General features: G+C 58.0%; 18 protein-coding genes, 4 tRNA genes and 1 other annotated feature. Of the genes, 1 reads left to right on the top strand and 21 read right to left on the bottom strand.

The features are described 5' to 3' along the window. Window positions 1-224: 224 nt before the first annotated feature. The 8 genes from LARV_RS04460 to LARV_RS04425 all read right to left on the bottom strand — a co-directional run bounded on the left by LARV_RS04460 (window position 225) and on the right by LARV_RS04425 (window position 11547). Window positions 225-1253: an ABC transporter permease gene (locus LARV_RS04460; protein ID WP_075072495.1), complete on the bottom strand. Its 1029-nt coding sequence runs from the start codon at window positions 1251-1253 to the stop codon at window positions 225-227. Between the two features lie 11 nt (window positions 1254-1264). Continuing rightward, on the bottom strand, window positions 1265-2758 hold the full coding sequence (locus tag LARV_RS04455; RefSeq protein ID WP_075072494.1) for a sugar ABC transporter ATP-binding protein: 1494 nt from the start codon (window positions 2756-2758) through the stop codon (window positions 1265-1267). A gap of 9 nt (window positions 2759-2767) precedes the next feature. Then, entirely contained in the window at window positions 2768-3763 is a 996-nt protein-coding gene (locus tag LARV_RS04450; protein ID WP_075072493.1) for an ABC transporter permease, read from the bottom strand. Window positions 3764-3926: 163 nt separating this feature from the next. Continuing rightward, entirely contained in the window at window positions 3927-4958 is a 1032-nt protein-coding gene (locus tag LARV_RS04445; RefSeq protein ID WP_075072492.1) for a substrate-binding domain-containing protein, read from the bottom strand. A 377-nt stretch (window positions 4959-5335) separates the two neighbouring features. After that, entirely contained in the window at window positions 5336-8137 is a 2802-nt protein-coding gene (locus tag LARV_RS04440) for a molybdopterin-dependent oxidoreductase (RefSeq protein WP_075072491.1), read from the bottom strand. Further along, the gene (locus LARV_RS04435; protein WP_075072490.1) at window positions 8137-9024 is read right to left on the bottom strand and encodes an FAD binding domain-containing protein; all 888 of its coding nucleotides are present in this window, start codon (window positions 9022-9024) and stop codon (window positions 8137-8139) included. The genes LARV_RS04440 and LARV_RS04435 overlap by 1 nt, the downstream gene beginning before the upstream one ends. 103 nt (window positions 9025-9127) lie before the next feature. Continuing rightward, complete coding sequence (locus tag LARV_RS04430; RefSeq protein WP_152031688.1) at window positions 9128-9772, bottom strand: ATP-binding cassette domain-containing protein; 645 nt, start codon at window positions 9770-9772, stop codon at window positions 9128-9130. A gap of 416 nt (window positions 9773-10188) precedes the next feature. Beyond that, on the bottom strand, window positions 10189-11547 hold the full coding sequence (locus tag LARV_RS04425) for a hypothetical protein (protein ID WP_075072488.1): 1359 nt from the start codon (window positions 11545-11547) through the stop codon (window positions 10189-10191). A 252-nt stretch (window positions 11548-11799) separates the two neighbouring features. Between LARV_RS04425 and lexA the strand changes: the two genes are divergently transcribed. Continuing rightward, window positions 11800-12519, top strand: coding sequence for a transcriptional repressor LexA (gene lexA / locus LARV_RS04420; protein ID WP_075072487.1), 720 nt, complete (start codon window positions 11800-11802; stop codon window positions 12517-12519). Window positions 12520-12629: 110 nt separating this feature from the next. Here lexA and rplL read toward each other — a convergent pair whose 3' ends face one another. From rplL to add, 13 genes are all read right to left on the bottom strand, one after another. Further along, on the bottom strand, window positions 12630-13010 hold the full coding sequence (gene rplL, locus LARV_RS04415; RefSeq protein ID WP_075072486.1) for a 50S ribosomal protein L7/L12: 381 nt from the start codon (window positions 13008-13010) through the stop codon (window positions 12630-12632). 69 nt (window positions 13011-13079) lie between these two features. Then, the gene (gene rplJ / locus LARV_RS04410; protein WP_075072485.1) at window positions 13080-13610 is read right to left on the bottom strand and encodes a 50S ribosomal protein L10; all 531 of its coding nucleotides are present in this window, start codon (window positions 13608-13610) and stop codon (window positions 13080-13082) included. A gap of 23 nt (window positions 13611-13633) precedes the next feature. Beyond that, window positions 13634-13786 (bottom strand) — a sequence feature (ribosomal protein L10 leader region). A gap of 83 nt (window positions 13787-13869) precedes the next feature. Further along, window positions 13870-14589: a 50S ribosomal protein L1 gene (gene rplA / locus LARV_RS04405; protein WP_075072484.1), complete on the bottom strand. Its 720-nt coding sequence runs from the start codon at window positions 14587-14589 to the stop codon at window positions 13870-13872. A 53-nt stretch (window positions 14590-14642) separates the two neighbouring features. After that, complete coding sequence (gene rplK / locus LARV_RS04400; protein WP_075072483.1) at window positions 14643-15068, bottom strand: 50S ribosomal protein L11; 426 nt, start codon at window positions 15066-15068, stop codon at window positions 14643-14645. A gap of 85 nt (window positions 15069-15153) precedes the next feature. Next, entirely contained in the window at window positions 15154-15801 is a 648-nt protein-coding gene (gene nusG, locus LARV_RS04395) for a transcription termination/antitermination protein NusG (RefSeq protein ID WP_236709925.1), read from the bottom strand. Window positions 15802-15835: 34 nt separating this feature from the next. After that, the gene (gene secE, locus LARV_RS04390) at window positions 15836-16150 is read right to left on the bottom strand and encodes a preprotein translocase subunit SecE (RefSeq protein WP_083522314.1); all 315 of its coding nucleotides are present in this window, start codon (window positions 16148-16150) and stop codon (window positions 15836-15838) included. 59 nt (window positions 16151-16209) lie between these two features. Beyond that, window positions 16210-16282 (bottom strand) — tRNA-Trp (locus tag LARV_RS04385). Between the two features lie 60 nt (window positions 16283-16342). Then, entirely contained in the window at window positions 16343-16513 is a 171-nt protein-coding gene (rpmG, locus tag LARV_RS04380) for a 50S ribosomal protein L33 (RefSeq protein ID WP_075072482.1), read from the bottom strand. A 43-nt stretch (window positions 16514-16556) separates the two neighbouring features. Then, window positions 16557-17759 (bottom strand): elongation factor Tu, encoded by a 1203-nt coding sequence (gene tuf / locus LARV_RS04375; RefSeq protein WP_075072481.1) that lies wholly within the window; start codon window positions 17757-17759, stop codon window positions 16557-16559. A gap of 60 nt (window positions 17760-17819) precedes the next feature. Continuing rightward, window positions 17820-17892, bottom strand: a tRNA-Thr gene (locus tag LARV_RS04370). 64 nt (window positions 17893-17956) lie between these two features. Continuing rightward, window positions 17957-18040 (bottom strand) — tRNA-Tyr (locus LARV_RS04365). A gap of 73 nt (window positions 18041-18113) precedes the next feature. After that, window positions 18114-18186 (bottom strand) — tRNA-Thr (locus tag LARV_RS04360). A 158-nt stretch (window positions 18187-18344) separates the two neighbouring features. Next, window positions 18345-19370: an adenosine deaminase gene (gene add / locus LARV_RS04355; RefSeq protein WP_075075111.1), complete on the bottom strand. Its 1026-nt coding sequence runs from the start codon at window positions 19368-19370 to the stop codon at window positions 18345-18347. Between the last annotated feature and the right edge of the window lie 63 nt (window positions 19371-19433).

The following is a 19433-nucleotide window of genomic DNA, read 5'->3' as shown; positions in this document are numbered from 1 at the left end:
GCAGGCGCGCAGGCGGCCAGCATGCTCAGCACCACTAAGAGCGAGACGAACACAAAGAGCTTTTTCATTACTTACTTCCTCCAAAAGGTTTTGTAATACTGCGAATTGGGTTTTGGTGAATTACGCTTACCATTCATCCGTACTCGAAAGGCTCAAGGTACCATTCTGTCTGTCTCTTGAGTCACCTCCTTTCGTCAATGAGGTAACTGTAAATTTATAATCCCTTACCCCCGCACGGGATCCGGCGTCGGTAATTTGGGTTGGGTATCATCCATCATCTTCACGCGGGGTTTGACGCGCGTCTTCAATGCATCTGCGAACATGGCCGCAAAGATGATGCCGCCGCGGACGAACGGATAGACGTAAACCGAAGCCCCGACGTAGTTCAGACCCGTCTCGATCAGTGAAAGGGTGATGCCACCGATGAGAATACCCGGCAGGATCGAACCTTCGCCGCCGAACAGGCTGACGCCGCCGATGACCAGCATGGCGATGGCGGTAAATTCATAGCCACTGCCGCTGGTGGGGGTGACCGCGCCGATCTGCAGCGTCATCAAAATGGCGCCCAATCCGGCCATCAAACCCGACACGACAAAGGCCCAGAAGGTAACCGGCTTGACCTTGACGCCCAGTTTCTCAGACACGGCCGGGCTGTTGCCGATGGCCATCACCTGGCGGCCAAATTTCGTGCGGGTATGGACCAGCCACATCACACCCAGGATCAGCAGGCTGATCAAGATATCCAGATAGATAGGCCCGACCTTCGTGTTGCCAACCATGCGGAGGCTGTCGGGTAAGCCAACCACCATTGAGTTCGTCAACTGCAGACCGATGCCGCGGAAAGCCATCTGCGTGCCCAGGGTGCCGATCATCGGGTTGACCCTGAGACCCACCACGATCAAGCCATTCAGCATGCCCATCAGCACAGCCATCGCCACGATGACCACGAACGCCAGCCAGATGGGGATGTGCAGCTTGGCTAACATCAACGCGCCGATCGCGCTGGAGAGGAAGGCAATCGAGCCGACCGAAATATCGATGTTGGCCGTCATGATCACGAACGCCAGGCCGGAGGCAATCACGAACAGCGGCGCGGCCATGTGCAGCACGGAAATGGCCGAGGTGAGCGAGAAGAAATTCGGCGCCGCGACGGAGAAGTAGATGATCACGAACAGGAGAACGATCAGGAACCCATAAGTGAACAGGAAATCTTTCAGGGAAAAGCGTGAAGTGTTAGGCTTATTCGATTTCATGCGTATATCTCCTACTGCGCGCCAGCAGCCGCTGCCATCAATTTCTCTTTTGTCGCATCTCGACTCAATTCGGCGACAATTCGGCCGCGGTTCATCACCAGGTAACGATCGCTGACGCTCATCATCTCGTCGATCTCGGATGAAATCACCAGGATGGCAGCTCCGCTTTCGGCCAATTCCGCAATAATCTTGCGAATATCGGCTTTCGCGCCAACATCGAGGCCGCGTGTGGGTTCATCCATGATGTAAATCAATGGATTCTTCTGCAGCCAGCGTCCAATAATCACTTTTTGCTGGTTACCGCCGCTCAACGTTTCAACCCGTTGGTTGTGGTTGGCGACCTTGATTTCCAGGCGGTCGACGTACTTTTGCGTCTGTTCCTGCTCCAGCTTGGATTGGATGAATGGCAGAAAGCCGCGCGTCAATTTCCACAGGTTGGCCAGCGACATGTTGTGCTTGACCGACATCGGCAGCAGCAGGCCTTCCTCGCGCCGGTTTTCGGTCACCATGCCAACCGAGTTCTTCATTTCAGATTGCTTTACCGGGTGCAAATGGCCATTGGTGCAAACCTGGATTTCGCCGCTGTCGATCGAATCCAACCCGGCCAATGCGCGAGCGACTTCGGTTCGTCCGGAGCCTAACAGGCCCCACAATCCGACGACCTCACCCTTGCACAGCGTAAAGCTGATATTATCCAGAACACCCTTGCGGCACATCTTCTTGACCGTGAGCACCGGATCGCCCACCGGGCGCTGCTTGTATTCGAAGTACGAATCGATTTGCTTCGAGCCGATCATCAATTTGACGATGTCATCGTAAGTCAGGTCTTTGATCATGCCGCCGCCCACGGTTTCACCGTTGCGCAGCACCATGGCCCGGTCGCACAGTTGAAAAACTTCGTCCAACATGTGGGAAATGTAGATGATGACCGCGCCGTCCTGCTTGAGCGAATTGATGATTTCAAACAGGTGTTCTTTTTCACGCGAGGTCAGGGATGAGGTGGGCTCATCGAAGATGATGATCTTCGGGTCGCTCAACAGGGCGCGCCCAATCTCGACCATTTGCTGGCTGCCCGGGCTGATGTTGCGAATCTTGGTGCCGGGATCGAAGTTGCAGCCCAGGCGCTTGAGCACAGCCCCGCAGCGCTCATTGGCCGTTTTATAGTCGATCACACTGGTGTTGGTCGGGAACGTGGAAATGAACATGGTGTCGACGATCGACATGGTGGGCAGCATGGCCATTTCCTGGTGGACAAACGCCACGCCGTTTTTGGCCGCGTCCAACGGCGAGTTGATCTTTACCTCACACCCGCCGATCACGATTTTGCCTTCATCCGGAATGACATTCCCACCCAGCACGTTCATCAGGGTCGACTTGCCGGCGCCGTTTGCTCCGATCAACGCCAGAATCTCACCCTGGTTTGCATCGAAGGTAATTCCTTTCAACGCCTGCACGCCAGGGAAAGACTTGCGAATATTTTCCATCCTCAAATAGGGTTCAGCCATCTCGATCTCCTACCGCCTGCGAATTGCGTCGATTGCGACAACTGCCACGATGATTGCGCCCTTGATCACGAGGGTCAAATAATATGAGACATTTGCCATGTTCATCACATTGCTGATGAGCGTGATGATGATCGCGCCTACCACTGCGTTCAGGGCCGTGCCAACCCCACCCATCGTGCTCACGCCGCCCACCGCCGCCGAGGCGATGATATCCATCACGATGGCATCCTTGCCCATCTGCGCGCTGGCAGAAGCCAACCGCGAGGTGAGAATGATGGCGGCCAGGCCGGCCATCAGGCCCGCGAACGCGTAAGCGAAGAGAACGACTTTCTTGGTCGGGACGCCCGAAACCAGGGCCGTGCGAATGTTGGTGCCGGCGGCGTACAACCAGCGACCGTAGACGCTGCGGGTCAGGAATAACTGGATGATGATCGTGACCACAATCACGATGAGGATCGGCATGGGAACGCCGGCGACTTTCGCCAGAATGGTTCCGGTGAAGGTCTTGGGCAGGTTCGAAATGCTGATCTGGTTGGTCACCAGGATGGCAGCGCCATAGGTGATGGCCTGCATCGCCAGCGTGACAACAAAGGGGATCATGTTGAAATAACTCACCGCCAGGCCGTTGATCGCACCCAGCGCGCAGGGTACAGCGATCATGATCAAACCGGCGATGAAGGGCGAACCGCCGTCACGCATGAACATCGCCCCAAAGATGGCACCCAAAGCCATGGTTCCCGGCATGGAAAGATCGATCCCGCCCAGGATCAGCACAACAGCCTGTCCAATTGCCAGTAACGCCAGCGATGAGGTTTGCACGAGCACGCTGACCAGGTTGGTGGGCGTCAGGAAATACGGCACGGTAATGCTCACCACCGCGAACACGACCACCAGGATCAGGAAAGGCAGATACCGATACCAGTTCCCTTGGTTGGCTTTCGCAAAGGCCTGTAAAGTGCCTACCTTGGGTTGCGTTTGGGTTACATTCGACTTCTCTACGGTCATAAAAAGCGCATTCCCTTTCTTTTAGATTTTCCGAACGTGAGTTGAAAGCAGGGGGGAAAAAAGAGAGTCAGGCGGACGATTGCTTTGTAATAATATAATCCTGTAATTACATTATAACAGGATTTCTTATTTTTAAGCCATCCAAAACTTGGGACAAAGGTCCTTATCTCCGGGTGATATATTGCTGGTAACAATTCAACGAACAGGAGCCACGCACGATCAAGTTGGCGTCCAAATTGATGCGCGGAGGCGTTCCGGCCGGAATGCCGTCCACGATATAACCGTGCAGCAGTTCCGAAGCCACCCGCCCGATCTCGAATGTTGGTTGAGCGACCACAGTCAGCGGCGGCGTGAAGATGTCCGCCCAGAAATGATCATCGAAGCCCACAACGCCGATGTCGTGCGGACAATCCAATCCACATTCGCGAATCGCGTGTAACGCGCCCATGGTCATCAAGTTATTCGTGCAGAAAATCGCGGTGGGGTGGGATTTGGATCGAAGTAAAGCCATGGCGCCCTGATAGCCCGATTCCAGGCTCGAATCGCCCCAGTACACCAGGTCCGGGTCGCGCGGAATGTTGTTTTCAGCATACGCCTGAGAAAAACCCGCCAGACGCTCGCCGGTTGTGCTGATGTTCTTGAGACCCAGGATCAGGCCAATCCGATTGTGGCCGTCGCCAATGAGATGGCAGGCCGCCTGATAGGCCGCCAGCGGGTTGTTCACGCCGACCAGCGGCAGGTCGATCTCCGAATCGCCGCGGTCCACCAGGACGATCGGCAGGCCGCGCTCTTTCAGGTTGCGCAGGCGTTCGGAAGGCTGCGCCGAAGGCGCCATGATCAGCCCATCCACGCCGCGAGCCAGCATGGAGGCCAAAACGGTCTCCTGCGTCCGCGGGTTCTCGGACGTGTTGGCCAGGATCAGGTCGTAGCCCTGGTCGGAGAAGAATTTCTCGATCCCCTTGAAGATCTGCGTGAAGTGCGGGTTGGCGATATCCGAAAAGACGATCCCGATCGTCTGGCTCTTGTTGCGGGCCAATCCCTGGGCAACCTTCGAGGGGTAATAGTCCAGTTCGTCGATGGCGTCCATGACCTTCTTGCGGGTCTCATCGGTGACGAACCGCGTCCCGTTGAGAATGTGGGATACGGTTGCGGTTGAAACGCCTGCCAGTTTTGCGACATCACGGATGCTTGTCATGTTTGATCTTTGGGGGAAAGGTTGATTTAACCGCTTACGTAAGCGGTTAAATGGGATTATATGACTCGATCTGGCATTCTTCAATATGTTTTTCCGAATCCGGGATGAAGATCACGAATCTATCACTTTTTGCGCATGACAATCCAATCGATTCTCCATCCTCTCCGGGCTATCAGCCGTCGAACGGCGAGGATCGGATGATTCAAAAAATCGGGCCGATACACAGGTCCGCCCCTACCGATTTCGAATCGTAGCGGTCGACCTGTGTGTCGACCTCTTTGTGCTCCCCGGTCAACCAACGGTCAAACCGCGAGGATCGGATGATTCAAAAAAATCGGGCGGACCTGTGTGTCCGCCCGATTTTCACTTCTTTTGGATTACACTGCCGCTTCTCCGCGCTTTTCCAGTTCCTTCAAAATCATCTCCTGGTCCAGCGGGATGGAATGCGCCCTGACCCTCACCGCGTTGCACACCGCGTTGGTGATGGCCGGGATGGTTGGGATGAGGACGATCTCCCCCACGCCTTTGGCGCCGTAAGGTCCTTCGCGGGTCGGATCTTCGACCACGAAGCTGGTGATTTCGGGCGTGAAGTGGATCGACGGCATGCGGTAGGAGGCCAGCCGGTCGGTAACCACCTGGCCCTCGTTGACGATGAAGTTCTCGGTCAGCGCGTGCCCGATGCCCATGATCACCCCGCCCTCGAGCTGTCCCTTCAGCCCCAACGGGTTGATGACCGTGCCCACGTCGTTGGCGGTGATGACGCGCAGCACCTGCACCTCACCGGTGCGCGTGTCCACCTCCACCTCGGCGGCCTGAGCCGCGTAGATAAAAGCGACGTGGATATCGCCGGGCTCGCCCAGGGGCTTGGTCTCGGGCGCGATATATTCGTAGCTTGCCACGGTGCTCTGGCGGCGCTGGTTCAGGATTTCAGCCGCGCGCTGCAGCGTCAGGCAGTCACCGTTCACAATCACGCAGCCTTTCGAAAAACGGATCGTCGCCGGGTCGACGTCGTAATCCTCGCACAACTCGCTGACGATCAACTCGCGCAGCGCTTTTGCCGCCAGGCGCACGGCGTTGCCGCTGACAAAGGTCTGACGCGAAGCGGTGGTCGGGCCGCCGTCCGGCGTCAGGCGGGTATCCGAAAGCAGCACATGAATGCCCTCGGGGGGCTGGTCCAGCTCTTCGGCGGCGATCAGCCCGAGTACGGTGGGCAGCCCCTGGCCCAATTCGGCCGCCGAGGTGCGCACCTCGATGATGCCGTCCTGGCGCAGTTCGGCTTCGGCGCTGGATTTATCCAACGCGCCGCCGCCCAACCCGGTGTTTTTGAACGCCACCGCAAAGCCCCAGGCGCGCCGGCTGTACGGCCGCAGCGGGTCGGTTTTGGCGCTGAACGGATCATTGCCGCCCTGGCGCTTCATCTCGGCGCTGACCTTATCGATGCACTCCACCAGACCCACGCTGTCGCGCAGCACCTGCCCGGTGTTGGTGATGCTGCCGGCATGCAGCGCATTCATGCGCCGCAGTGCCACCGGATCGATATTCAGCTTCCCGGCCAGCATATCCATCGCCGATTCGATGGCAAAAGCCGACTGGGTCACGCCAAAACCGCGGAAAGCGCCGGCCGGCGGGTTGTTGGTATACATGGCGTAGCAATCGGCGCGCACATTCGGCGCCTCGTACGGCCCGGAGGAATGCGTGGTGGCGCGGGTCATGACGTACTCGCCCAGCGAAGCATATGCCCCGGTGTCGCCGTACAGTTCGGTCTCCACGGCCGTCAACCGGCCGTCCTTCTTCGCGCCCAGCCGGACGCGAATTTGGGTGGCGTGCCGTTTGGGATGCGAGATCAGGCTCTCATGGCGGTCGTAGAGCAACTTGACCGGCCGGCCGGTGGCATTGGCCAGCAGCGCCGCGTGAATCTGCCCGGCGATGTCCTCCTTGCCGCCAAACGCGCCGCCCACCGTCTGCCCAATCACGCGCACCCGCTCTTTGGGCCAGCCCAGCGCGAGGGCGACCTCGGTCTGGTCGGCGTATGGAATCTGCGAACCGACATAAATTTCCAGGCTGCCGTCCGGCAGCGGACGCGCCACGCTGCACTCGGGTTCGAGGAAGACGTGGTCCATCTGCGGCGTATTGAAGGTCTCTTCCAGAACGACATCCGCCGCCGCGAAACCGGTTTCCACATCCCCCTTGCGGACCTGGATGTGTTTGAGCAAATTGCCATCCGGATGGATCCTGGGCGCGTCCTCGCGGCGCGCCTGCACCGCGCTGCTCACAACGGGCAGGGGCTCATATTCCACCTCGATCAGCTCGAGCGCATCGGATGCGATGGCGCGGGTTTCGGCCGCGACGATCGCCACAGCGTCGCCGACGTAACGAATCCGCTCGCGCACGCCCACCAGGCTGGGCCAATCCGGGATGACCGCCCCGTGGTTGTGTTCACCCGGGATATCCTCGGCCGTCAGCACCGCGGCCACGCCCGGCAGGGCTCGCGCCCTGGAAACATCCAGGCGTTTGACGATGGCGCTGGGCAGCATGGCGCGTTTGACGCGCGCCTCCAGCATGCCCTCGAATTTCACGTCGTCGGTGTAGATCGCCCGGCCGGTCACCTTGTCCAACGCATCCGGGCGCGGGACGATCCGGCCGATCACATTGCGCGCTCGGGTCGAAAGCGGCACCTGCGGCGCCTCCACCGGCTCGCCGGTGCGCAGCGATTTCGCCGCCGCCTGAATGGCGCCGATGATGAGCGTGTAACCGCCGCAGCGGCACAGGGTATCCTTCAACGCGGAACGGATATCCTCTTCGCTCGGGTCGGGGTTGTGCTGCAACAGGGCATACGCGGTCATCAACTGGCCGGGGATGCAGAAGCCGCATTGCACGGCGCCGTACTGGATAAAGGCCTCCTGCAGGGGATGCAGCTTGCGCCCGGAAACGGCGCCGGCCAGCCCTTCGACAGTCGTGATCGTCTTGCCGTTGGCCTTGAGCGCCGGATAGTTGCACGAAAGCACCGCCTCGCCGTCAATGACCACCGTGCAGGCGCCGCACTCGTCCTCGTTGCAACCCACCTTCACGCCGGTCAGGTTCAAACGGTTGCGCAGCAGGTCGGCCAGCATTTCACCTTCGACCGGCTCCAACGCTGCCGGTTTACCGTTGATCACAAACTCGATCATTTTTCCGGTCATCACAGCACCTCCAGCATCCCGGAGCGCAGCCAGGCTTTTTCCAATACCTCTACGAGCAGCACGCCCACCAGGTGGGTGCGGTATTCGGCCGTGGCCCGGCGCGGGCTGGTGCGGAATTTCATCGTCGCGCGGATCAAATCGACGGCTGCGTTTGTCGTCTCCGGCGAATAAGCCTTACCGGCCAGAAACGCCTCCACTTCACAGGCGCGCTGCGGGGTCGGACCGGCCGGCCCGACCGCGATGCGCACCTGTTCGATGCGGTCGCCGCTGCGCTGCAGCCAGATGGCCATATTGAGGATGGGCAGAGCCACGCCCTGAGGGCGCATGATGCGTGAGAACGCCGAAGCCTGCCCCGGCTTGCGCAGCGGCAGGTAGAAACCGGTCAAAATTTCGTTGTTTTCGGTCAGGATGGATTTACCCAGCCCGCGGAACAGCTCCAGAATCGGCAAACGGCGCACCCCACCTGCCCCGGCCGCCTCGGCCTGGGCGCCGATGGCCACCAGTGAAATCATCCCGTCCGCAGCCGGCAGCGCATGGGCCACGTTTCCGCCCAGTGTGGCTGTGTTGCGCACCTGCGGTCCGCCGATCAACCCGCAGGCCTCCGCCACACCCGGGGCGTGCTGCCGCACCAGCGCATGCCGCACGATGTGCGACACGGGTACGCCTGCCCCGATGAACAATTCTCCATCCCGCACTTCCAGGCGCTGTAAATCCGGAATGGCGGAGACATCCACCAACGTTTCCACCGGCTCGTGACGCCCCTGCTGCAATTCAAGCAGCAGATCGGTGCCGCCTGCCACGGGTCTGGCTGCGCCGCCGGCAGCCACCAGCGCCTGAACTGCTTCGTCGATTGTGGCAGCCATGACATAATTCGACCAGAGTTTCATGTTCGCTATCTCCCAATAAATCTGGTGGTGGCGCTTTTCGACGGACAACGCAGCCCGACGCCGGCAGGGGATTTCCCTGGCCGACCATCATTGGTTTGTTTTGTTAAGCAGACTCCACTCCTGCCATCATAAGCCCCAATTTTTCGGGGCTGGCATCCTTGTTATCGATAATCCCGATGATGCGGCCTTCGTACATGACCGCGATCCGATCCGACAGGGCGCGAATTTCGTCCAGATCTTCCGAAATCAGCAGGGTCGCCGTCCCCTGCAGGCGCTCCGCCAGCAAACGTTGGTGGATGTATTCCGAAGCCCCGATATCCACGCCCCGGGTGGGCTGCGAAGCGATCAAAACCTGCAGCCGGCGAGTCAATTCGCGCCCCAGGATCAATTTCTGGATATTGCCGCCTGAGAGGTTCTTTACGGGTGTATCCAGGTTGGGCGTCTTGACGTTGAAATCACTTATAATTTTACCGCATTGGGTGTGAATCACTTTAAAATCCAGGAAAGAATGATGCGAATAGGGCGCGATCCGCGTGCCCAGTTCGATTTCCTTCGGGTCGATCATCAGCCCGCGCATCAGGTAATTCGAAAACTGCATTGCAATGGCGATCATCATCACCATGCGCAATATTTCATTGAGGCCCAGCCCAACCAGCACCAACAGCAGGATGGCGCCGATCAGGAAAGCCACCGGCACGGCCAAAAGGGGTAGGAGAGCCTCGACGATCTTGTTAAGAACTCGCTTCATACCCACACGATCTACCATAAAAAAACGATGTCCTTTCAAATACGTTCGAGCGGATAGCGAACTCACGGGCAAATTCTGATATTGATTCTTAATTTTGGGGAGGAAGGCGGAAAGGAGAATGTCTCTCCAATAACCGGATACGCGCAATTGTCAGATGACTGACAACTAAAGTCTAGTGGAATTTCCATAAAAAGAAAAGTGACAAAATGCAATTCTTACGGATTACAGGCAAGTATGCTGAAATCCTTCAGGTGCTGACCGGCCCTTCCGGTCGTCCAAGGGTCTTCGAAATCGTCTTTACGATGTCCTATCGATCACCTTCTGAAAGCCACCGCCCTAAAAGCGGATACGAATCGGCTTCACAAGAAACGGCAGTGGCGAGAACCACTGCCGCCTGATCCGAAAATCCCGAATGTTTAGCCCGCGCCCTCTTCCTCAGGCGGGCAGCAGCGATACTCCTGGGATTTATCCAACAGTTCGATTTGCCTGGCAAGCAGCTTGTTCTGCAAATCCAGTTGAGTGAGTTCCAACTGTTCGCGCGTTTGAACCTCCTGCTCGCAAATGTTGCAATCGTCCAGGCAGCTTTTCACGATTACGCCTGCCGTGGGAATGGAGGTCTGGCGTTCATAATCGATTTCGGTTTTGATCTCCTTCGAGACTTCGCCGCCCGGTTTATCGATCAGGCGTTGGCGCACCAGTTTGGCATCCACTTCGGCCAGGGCTTTGGCCCGCAAATCATCCGCAATCGGCAATTGGATGGCGATGGGCGCAACCGCGACGGCGGTCATCAGCGGGCTAAAGCTGGCCGCCCGCGAAAGGCTGACCTCGGGCGTAGAAGGCGCTACAGCCACGGCGCGGAGCTGGGTGTCGCTGTTGATGGCGGCCTGTTGCAGTTCCAGGCGCCGGGTCGAAGTCGCAGGCACTTCCTGAGGCAATGTAGCAATTTGCCCGACCCCACGGAATGGATTGGACGGCGCGGGCAGCGGCGCAACCGGGTCAAGCACGCGACGTTCGATGCTGACCAATTCGAATTTAATCGTTTCGGTCTTATTGATACGGTAAAACAGAAAGGTGATCGCGTGGCAATGGTTGGGGTTGCTGAACTCACGCGAAGCGGATTCGAAGTGATCCTCCGATTCTCCCTGGCTGTGGGTGCGTGAAGAGACTTCGCCGATCGAAACGGAATGCGCCATGCGCGTTGCCTCGATGGACTGGTTATCCGACATTTCGGCATGGGCGCGGTGCTGGTGCAAATAATCGCGGGCCGAGGATGCGCTATGACTGCCTTTGGCGTTCGTCTCGGCGCTGGCCGAAAGGAAGCCCAGGGATCCGCTGGCATCACCGTGGAAATCCCACTTGCCCTGTTCGGAATATTTATCCGATCCGCTGTCTTCGACATTCTGATCCGACATGAACGCCCGCAACGCGCGCATGCGATACTGCTCTTCCGATATTTGCTCGCTGCGATAGCTCAACTTGGACTCGCTGTCAAAGCTGAAGCGGCTGCGCCGGTCGCTGCTGGCCAGGCGTACTTTTTCACCCGGCAGCAAGGTGGTCGAATACGCGATTTCTCCCAACGCCATCGGGCCGGGGCAGCGGGTAAAACGGGTATGGAAAATGACCTCGACCTGAACCATCTGTCCCTGATCGGTGCGAATCGGAGTGGGAAAAACCAGATGTCGCCGGAAATCGAGCACGTCGCAGATCGGCGCGGTGTCAAGATCCGGACAACATGCGATGTCCTGAAATTTGGTTAAGGCGGGATCCTTGGCCATATCATTACCTCCGTTATCGAATCATAATTCGGATATTGTTGACAACTTTTATTATAGTATTCGTAATCTTAAAAACAGATGATGTCGTGAGGTTCACACGCCTTAACATTTCTTAGGAAAAGCAGGTCCTAAAGCAATTCCTTCGAATTTCGATCAAAGATTGGTGCTTGACATAGAACGTATTTTCGTGTTATTATACGCATAGCACAAATGACCGATAATGATCGGTAAGACAGATACAGGAGGTAGAGCATGGCGCGTAGAAGCGTAGGATTAAGCGACCGGCACCGCCGGATCATGGAATTTCTGACGGCGTTCCAGGAGCAAAACGGCTATTCTCCCTCCATCCGTCAGATCGGGGATCACATCACCGTCAAATCCACCTCACTGGTCGATTACTATCTCAATCAGCTTGAGGAAATGGGCTATATCACCCGCGAAGGGCGCGTCTCGCGCAGTATTCGCGTGTTGCGCCCCATGTACTCCGGGGTTGGCGCCCGGGTCGGCGACGCAGTCCGCAAGGTAGCCGCCAACATCAGCGACCTGATCCAGATTCCCATCATGGGCCGCATCGTCGCCAGCGCCCCCATCCCTATGCCAACCTCCGACCTGGCCTACTTCGATTCCGAATCCAGCGTCGAAATGGCGCGCAGTCTGCTGCCGGCTCGTGAAAAGCCCAGCGAGCTGTTCGCCCTGGAAGTACAGGGTGATTCCATGATCGACGCCATGATCAACGACGGCGACATCGTCATCCTCAAACCCGCGCAGGAAGCCAACAACGGCGATATGGTGGCCGTGTGGTTGGACGATCGCGATGAAACCACCCTCAAGTACTTCTATAAAGAAAACGACCGCATCCGCCTGCAGCCGGCCAACCCCACCATGGGGCCCATCTACGTCGACAACCCGGCCTCGCTGCGCATCATGGGCAAAGTGGTCATGGTTATTCGCCAGGTACGCACCGCCCTGTAAGCGTCCCCCCATTCCAAACTTTTCGGACCTCGAAGGTCGTTCCCTGCCTTCGAGGTCCTTTAATAAAAACAGCCCGGATTTCTCCGGGCTGTTTTGGGTTGCGTATCGAACTAGGCAACTTCGACGACGCCGCCAGCGGCCTCGAGCTTGGCCTTGGCATCGGCCGCAGCGGCCTTGCCAATACCAGTGAGGACCTTGGCGCCCGCGGTCTCGGCCATGGTCTTGGCTTCCACCAGACCCAGGTTGGTCAACTGGCGGATGACCTTGATGACTTCGATCTTCTTGGGGCCGGCGTCCTTCAGGACGACGTCGAATTCGGTCTTCTCTTCAACAGGCTCGGCGGCGGCGGCGGCGGCAGGGCCAGCGGCGGCGACGGCGACAGGAGCGGCGGCGGAAACGCCCCACTTCTCTTCGAGCTTCTTGACAAGTTCAGCGGCTTCCAAAACGGTGAGCTCGCTCAGTTCAGCAACCAATTTTTCCAGGTCAGCCATTGTAAAAATCTCCTTCAAAATCCAAATGCGATTGTTATTTGTTCAGTCAGAATTCGGGGTAAACCCGGTTCAGGCAGCCGGAGCTGCTTCCTTTTCGGAGTAAGCCTTGACCACGCCAGCCATGGAGCGAGCGGGTTCGGCCAACGTACGCACGAGCTTGGTAGCCGGCATGGTGATGACGCCCAGAATCTGAGCGCGAATGACGGGCAGGGGCGGCAGTTCGGCCAATGATTTCACCTGTTTGGCCGTAATCGGCAGCCGATCCAGGTAACCACCCTTCATCGCGAAGATTTCCGACTTTGCAGTTGCATCACTTAGTGCCTTTGCCAGCGCAGCGGCATCTGCCATGGCGAAGCCCATCAAACTGGTGCCTTCCATGAGTTTACCGTGCTGGATGCCAGCTTTATCAAGCGCCATTACCATCAGGGTGTTCTTGACCACGTGCAGTTCACCACCCGCTTCGCGTACTTTGGCGCGCAGCATATCGGTGTCCTTCACCGTCATTTTGTTGTAGGAGAGGACGAAGATGGCCTGGCTTTTGTTAGCCCATTCTTCATACTGGGCCAGTAATACCTGCTTATGTTTCTTTGAGAATGCCAACGAGAATTCACCTCCTTCCGCGGCAGGATAATAAAAAAGTCTTTGCCTTGCTTCCGCCAGGCAAAGACTTTCGACCCTTATGAACAGGGTTGTGAATTCTCACTAGTCTCCACCTCGGCAGGATATTAAGCCTGAGATCAGGCACCGGCTTTCTACGGCGAAACAACCTTTTCAGTTGTCAACGGCCCGGATTATACCATGGCCGGGAGAAAACATCCAGAGCAGCGGGGTTCGAGACCCCGCCGCTCCAGGTTGATCCTTACTCTTTGGCCGACATCGACTGCGCCTGGTTGATATCCAGGTGCACCGCGGGGCCCATGGTGGTGGTGATGGTAATGCTCTTGATGTAAGAGCCCTTTGCCGCCGCCGGGCGCGCCTTCTTGATCGCTTCCATCAGCGCGGCGAAGTTTTCCACCAGCTTCTTGGCTTCGAAGGAAGCCTTGCCGAGCGGAACGTGAATGTTGGCGGTCTTATCCAGGCGGAATTCGACGCGGCCAGCCTTCGACTCGTTGATGACGCGCGGCAGATCTTCGGCGGGCACAACCGTTCCGGCTTTCGGGTTCGGCATCAAACCGCGGGGACCCAACACACGACCCAGGCGGCCGGCCTTACCCATCATATCGGGCGTGGCGATCGCGACATCGAAATCGGTCCAACCGCCCTGAATTTTGGCGATCCATTCATCGGTATCGGCCACATAGTCGGCTCCGGCCTTCTGAGCCAGCGCCGCACCTTCGCCCTGGGCGAAGACCAACACACGAACCGACTTGCCCAAACCGTTCGGCAGAACGACCACATCACGAACCTGCTGGTCAGCCTGACGAGGATCGAGACCCATGCGCATGTGAACTTCCACCGTCGAATCGAACTTGGTGATGGTGGTTTCCTTCACCAAAGCCAGCGCATCCTGCGGGCTGTACTTGGCGGCAGGATCGACTTTCGCCTGCGCAGCCATGAATTTTTTACCGTGTTTTGCCATCTGTACTCCTTAGTGGTGCCAACGGGCAGTGGATACTACCCTCCCACCAGCTCTTAATCAACGACCGTGATGCCCATGTTGCGGGCGGTGCCTTCCACCTGCCGAATGGCATCTTCGATATCCACGGCGTTGGTGTCCTTCATTTTGATCTGCGCGATCTCACGTACCTGGGCGCGGGTGACCTTGCCAACCTTGTCCTTGTTGGGGATCGCCGAACCCTTCTCGACACCGGCAGCCTTCTTCAGCAAAACCGAAGCGGGCGGCGATTTGAGAATGAAGGTAAAGGAGCCATCGGTATAGATGGTGATTTCAGCAGGGATCACTTCGCCGGTGCGCGCTTGCGTGCGGGCGTTGTAATCCTTGCAGAACGCCATAATATTGATACCATGCCCGGCCAGGGCGGGGCCGACGGGGGGCGCTGGATTCGCTTTCCCGGCGTTCAGTTGCAACCGTACGATTGCCTTCAGTTTCTTTGCCACAGCTTTTCTCCTTTGTGGTAATAGCGGGTGGTAAGGGGAGCACCCTCCCACATCAACAGGCCCTCATCGGAGAGCCTGGTTCCAACTACGATTTTTCTACCTGTAAGAAGTCCAATTCCACAGGGGTTTCACGGCCGAAGAAATTGACCATGACGCGCACCTTGGTGCGTTCCATGTCGATCTCAGCCACCGTACCCCGGAAATCGTTGAACGGCCCATCGATAATGCGGACGCGTTCGCCAACTTTAAAGGTAACCTTGACGTGCGGCGCTTCGGCTTCCATGCGGCGCAAAATTTGGCCGACTTCTTCCGGCCGCAGCGCGGTGGGGTTGTTGCCCATGCCCACAAAGCCGGTCACGCCCGGGGTATTGCGCACCACGTACCAGGATTCCTCGGTCAGGATCATATTCACCAGGACGTAACCCGGGAATACATGGCGCTCGACGGTGCGGCGCTTGCCATCCTTGACTTCGATTTCTTCCTGGGTGGGAATGACGACATCGAAAATCTTGTCCTTCATTCCCATGGTATCGATACGCTGCTCCAGGTTATAACGAACCTTGTTCTCATAACCCGAATAACAGTGAATCACATACCATGCGCGTTCTTCGCCGGTGTTTTCAGACGTCTGCTCTGATGAGGAAGCGGGGGTTGCAGACGCGTCTCCTGAATCAGCCGACTGGGGCTCTTCGGGGGGCATCGATTTATTTTTCATGTCATCCTGCGCGTCCATATTCGCTCCTCTTCTCATGCGGTGTGGTCAGAGCCTAAGCCAGAATCAACCCGACCAGGAAGGAGAACAGGAGATCGAGCAGGCCCAGTACGATGGCCATAATGGCCATAACCGCCAGCACGATTTTCGTCAGGCGCCAGGCTTCCTGCGGGGTTGGCCAGGTGACCTTATGCAGTTCGCCGATCGTTTCGCGCCACCACTTCTTGATGCGGGTCACAAGGCTTTTCTTCTCGCCCTGTTTGGCTTTTTCCGGGGCTTTCGCGGCGGCTTTGACGATCTGCTTTGACTTTTCGGGCGCCTTGGCGGCAGCCTTCGTCATTTCCTTAGCTTTTTCAATCTTTTCTGCCACACATCGCTCCTTTTACGGCTAAAACGCCGCCTCATTGGACGGCGTTGCCAGGGGTGAGGCAGGCCAGGCAGGAATCGAACCCACAACCTCCTGTTTTGGAGACAGGCGCTCTGCCAATTGAGCTACTGGCCTGTAAGGAAACAAGGCGCAGGCCACACCGTGCCGAACCCGCGCCCGTAACCTCATATTTGTCTACTTCGTCTCCCGGTGGGTAGTGTGCTTACGGCAGCGGGGGCAGTACTTCAACAATTCCATGCGCCCTGGGTCGTTGCGACGGTTCTTCTCGGTGGTGTAATTGCGTTCCTTACATTCCGAGCAAGCCAGGGTAATCACTGGACGAATGTCTTTCTTCTTCGAAGCCATGGTTATTCATCTCGACCCGCCTGCACTGGGCCGATTCTCCTTCTTAGTCCAAAATCTTGGTGATGACACCAGCGCCGACGGTCAGGCCGCCTTCGCGAATAGCGAACTTTGAGCCCTGCTCCAACGCCACCGGCACGATCAGTTCCACCGTCATGTTCACGTTGTCGCCCGGCATGACCATTTCCACGCCTTCCGGCAGTTCGATGTCGCCCGTCACGTCCATCGTGCGGATGTAGAACTGCGGCCGATATCCCTTGAAGAACGGCTTGTGGCGTCCGCCTTCGTCCTTCTTCAATACGTACACCTGCGCCAGGAACTTGCGGTGCGGCGTGATGCTGCCCGGTTTGGCCACCACCTGCCCGCGTTCCACGTCCGTGCGCTCGATGCCGCGCAGCAGCAGACCAATGTTGTCACCGGCCATGCCTTCGTCCAGCAGCTTGTGGAACATTTCCACACCCGTCACCACCGACGCGCGGCTCTTTTCCTGCAAGCCCACGATTTCAACCGGCTCGCCCACCTTGACCTTGCCGCGTTCCACACGACCCGTCACCACCGTGCCACGACCCTTGATCGAGAACACGTCTTCGATCGGCATCATGAACGGCTTGTCCAGCTCGCGCGGAGGCTCCGGAATGTACTCGTCCACCACCCGCATCAACTCTTTGATGCAGGCGTATTCCGGCGCGTCCGGATCCGTCGAGGTGCTCTCCAACGCCTTCAATGCGCTGCCGCGCACGATCGGCGTCTCGTCGCCCGGGAACCCGTAACCGTCCAGCATTTCACGCAGTTCCATCTCCACCAGTTCCAGCAGTTCCGGATCGTCCATCTGGTCGGTCTTGTTCAGGAACACCACGATCGACGGCACTTCCACCTGCCGCGCCAGCAACACGTGCTCGCGCGTTTGCGGCATCGGGCCGTCCGGGGCGGCTACCACCAGAATGGCGCCATCCACCTGCGCCGCACCCGTGATCATGTTCTTGATGTAATCGCGGTGACCCGGCATGTCCACGTGGGCATAGTGCCGCTTGTCGGTCTGGTATTCGACGTGCGCAATGTTGATCGTGATACCGCGCGCTTTCTCTTCCGGCGCGTTGTCAATCGAATCATAAGCGCGGTAATCTGCCATGCCGCGTAACGAACACCACTTCGTGATCGCCGCCGTCAGTGTGGTCTTGCCATGGTCAATATGGCCCATGGTGCCAATGTTCAAATGCGGCTTGCTGCGGTCAAATTTCTGCTTCGCCATTCTAACTCTCCTTGAGTCCTCATAAGCACAGAAGGGTCTCAGATATCAGTCGGCAAAAAGAGCCCTCAATGGGATTTGGACCCATGACCTCGCCCTTACCAAGGGCGCGCTCTACCAACTGAGCTATGAGGGCTTGCCGTTCATCCAGACGCTCCCCGCTGGTACGGGTTTGACCTCCTTCGATTAAGAAGGTCAGGTGGGCGGTGAAGGATTCGAACCTCCGAAGGAGTGTCTCCAACTGATTTACAGTCAGTCCCCGTTGGCCACTTGGGTAACCGCCCGATCGATCGAACCGTTGCCGGTTCGCAAGCGCGCTGCTCAACGGAGACCAGAGCACTTGCCAACCCGTAACTGAGCCGACGATGGGAATCGAACCCATAACCTACCACTTACAAGGCGGTTGCTCTGCCGATTGAGCTACGTCGGCGCTTAAATTTTTAAGTTACACAGCGGGCAGAATTATAACAAAAACCGGTTTTTTAGACAAGGTCTAATTCACAAACCGGACCTTTTGTAAATATTTCGTTGGCGCTTGCGAGCAGGGAGTTTATCAAAGAACCTCCCACAAGTCAATGGAACGAGCGTTCACTTCGCGGGCGGTCGCGCATCCGGCCCGGAAGCGCAGCAATCCAGTAATTCCTGGCGTTCACCGGGCGTCAAAAACGCGGCCGCAAGCGCGTTGCGCTGCGCCTGGCGGATCATCCGCTCGTCCAGTCCGGCCGCCGGCGCGGCCACGTCATATTCGTGCGCCAGGGTGATGCCGCTGATGCCGGGATCGTCGGTGTTGAGCGTGGCGCACAGGCCGCGCTCCAGGAACAGGCGCAGCGGATGGCTGGCGTAATCGGGCACGGTGGTAGTTTGCACGTTGCTGGTCAGGTTTGCTTCGATCCCAATCTGGCGTTCGGCCAGAACATCCATCAACGCCGGGTCCTCCGGCGCGCGCACGGCGTGCCCGATGCGTTCGGCGCCCAGCCCGTTCAGCGCCTGCCAGATACTACGCGGGCCATCCGCCTCGCCGGCATGCACGGTGATGTGCCAGCCGGCCTCGCGCGCGCAGGCGAAATGGGGTTCGAACCACTCCCCCGGATCATGAGCCTCATCGCCGGCCAGGTCCAGCCCGCGAATGGCATCCCGCTGGCTCAAGAGCGCCCGCAGTTCGGTCCAGGCGGTCTCGGGCCCGTAGGTGCGCGAGAGGATGCCGAGCAGTCCGCAGGGCTGATCGAAATCGCGCCTGGCGGCGGCCACCCCATCCACCACGGCTTCCACCACCCCGGTCGGATTGAGTTCGTGCGGTTCGGCCATGAATAACGGGCTGAAACGGAGTTCGATATAATCGATGCCTTCCCGATGCGCGTCTTCGACGCTTTCATAAGCCACCCGGCGGCAGGCGTCGTAATCGACGAGTACGCCGGTCATCCATTCGAAACGCGCGATGAACGCCATGATGCCCGGCTGAGGGTCGAGCACCTGCACATAGGGGCGCAGACCTTCAACGTCCCAGGCCGGCAGCGCCAGGTTGTGCCTGCGCCCCAAATCCAGGATCGTTTCCAACCGCACGCTGCCGTCCAGGTGGCGGTGCAGTTCGATCAGCGGTAATGAAGAGTCGATCATAGCCTGAGTATAGAGCAGAACCGGTTTTAATGTATAATCGAATCGAATTACGGAGGTTGGTTG

Origin of the sequence: Longilinea arvoryzae, from assembly GCF_001050235.1 — a bacterium.
In the GTDB taxonomy this organism is placed as follows: domain Bacteria; phylum Chloroflexota; class Anaerolineae; order Anaerolineales; family Anaerolineaceae; genus Longilinea; species Longilinea arvoryzae.
The sequence above is the reverse complement of the archived record's forward strand: the minus strand, read 5'-3'. Positions and strand labels throughout refer to the sequence as shown.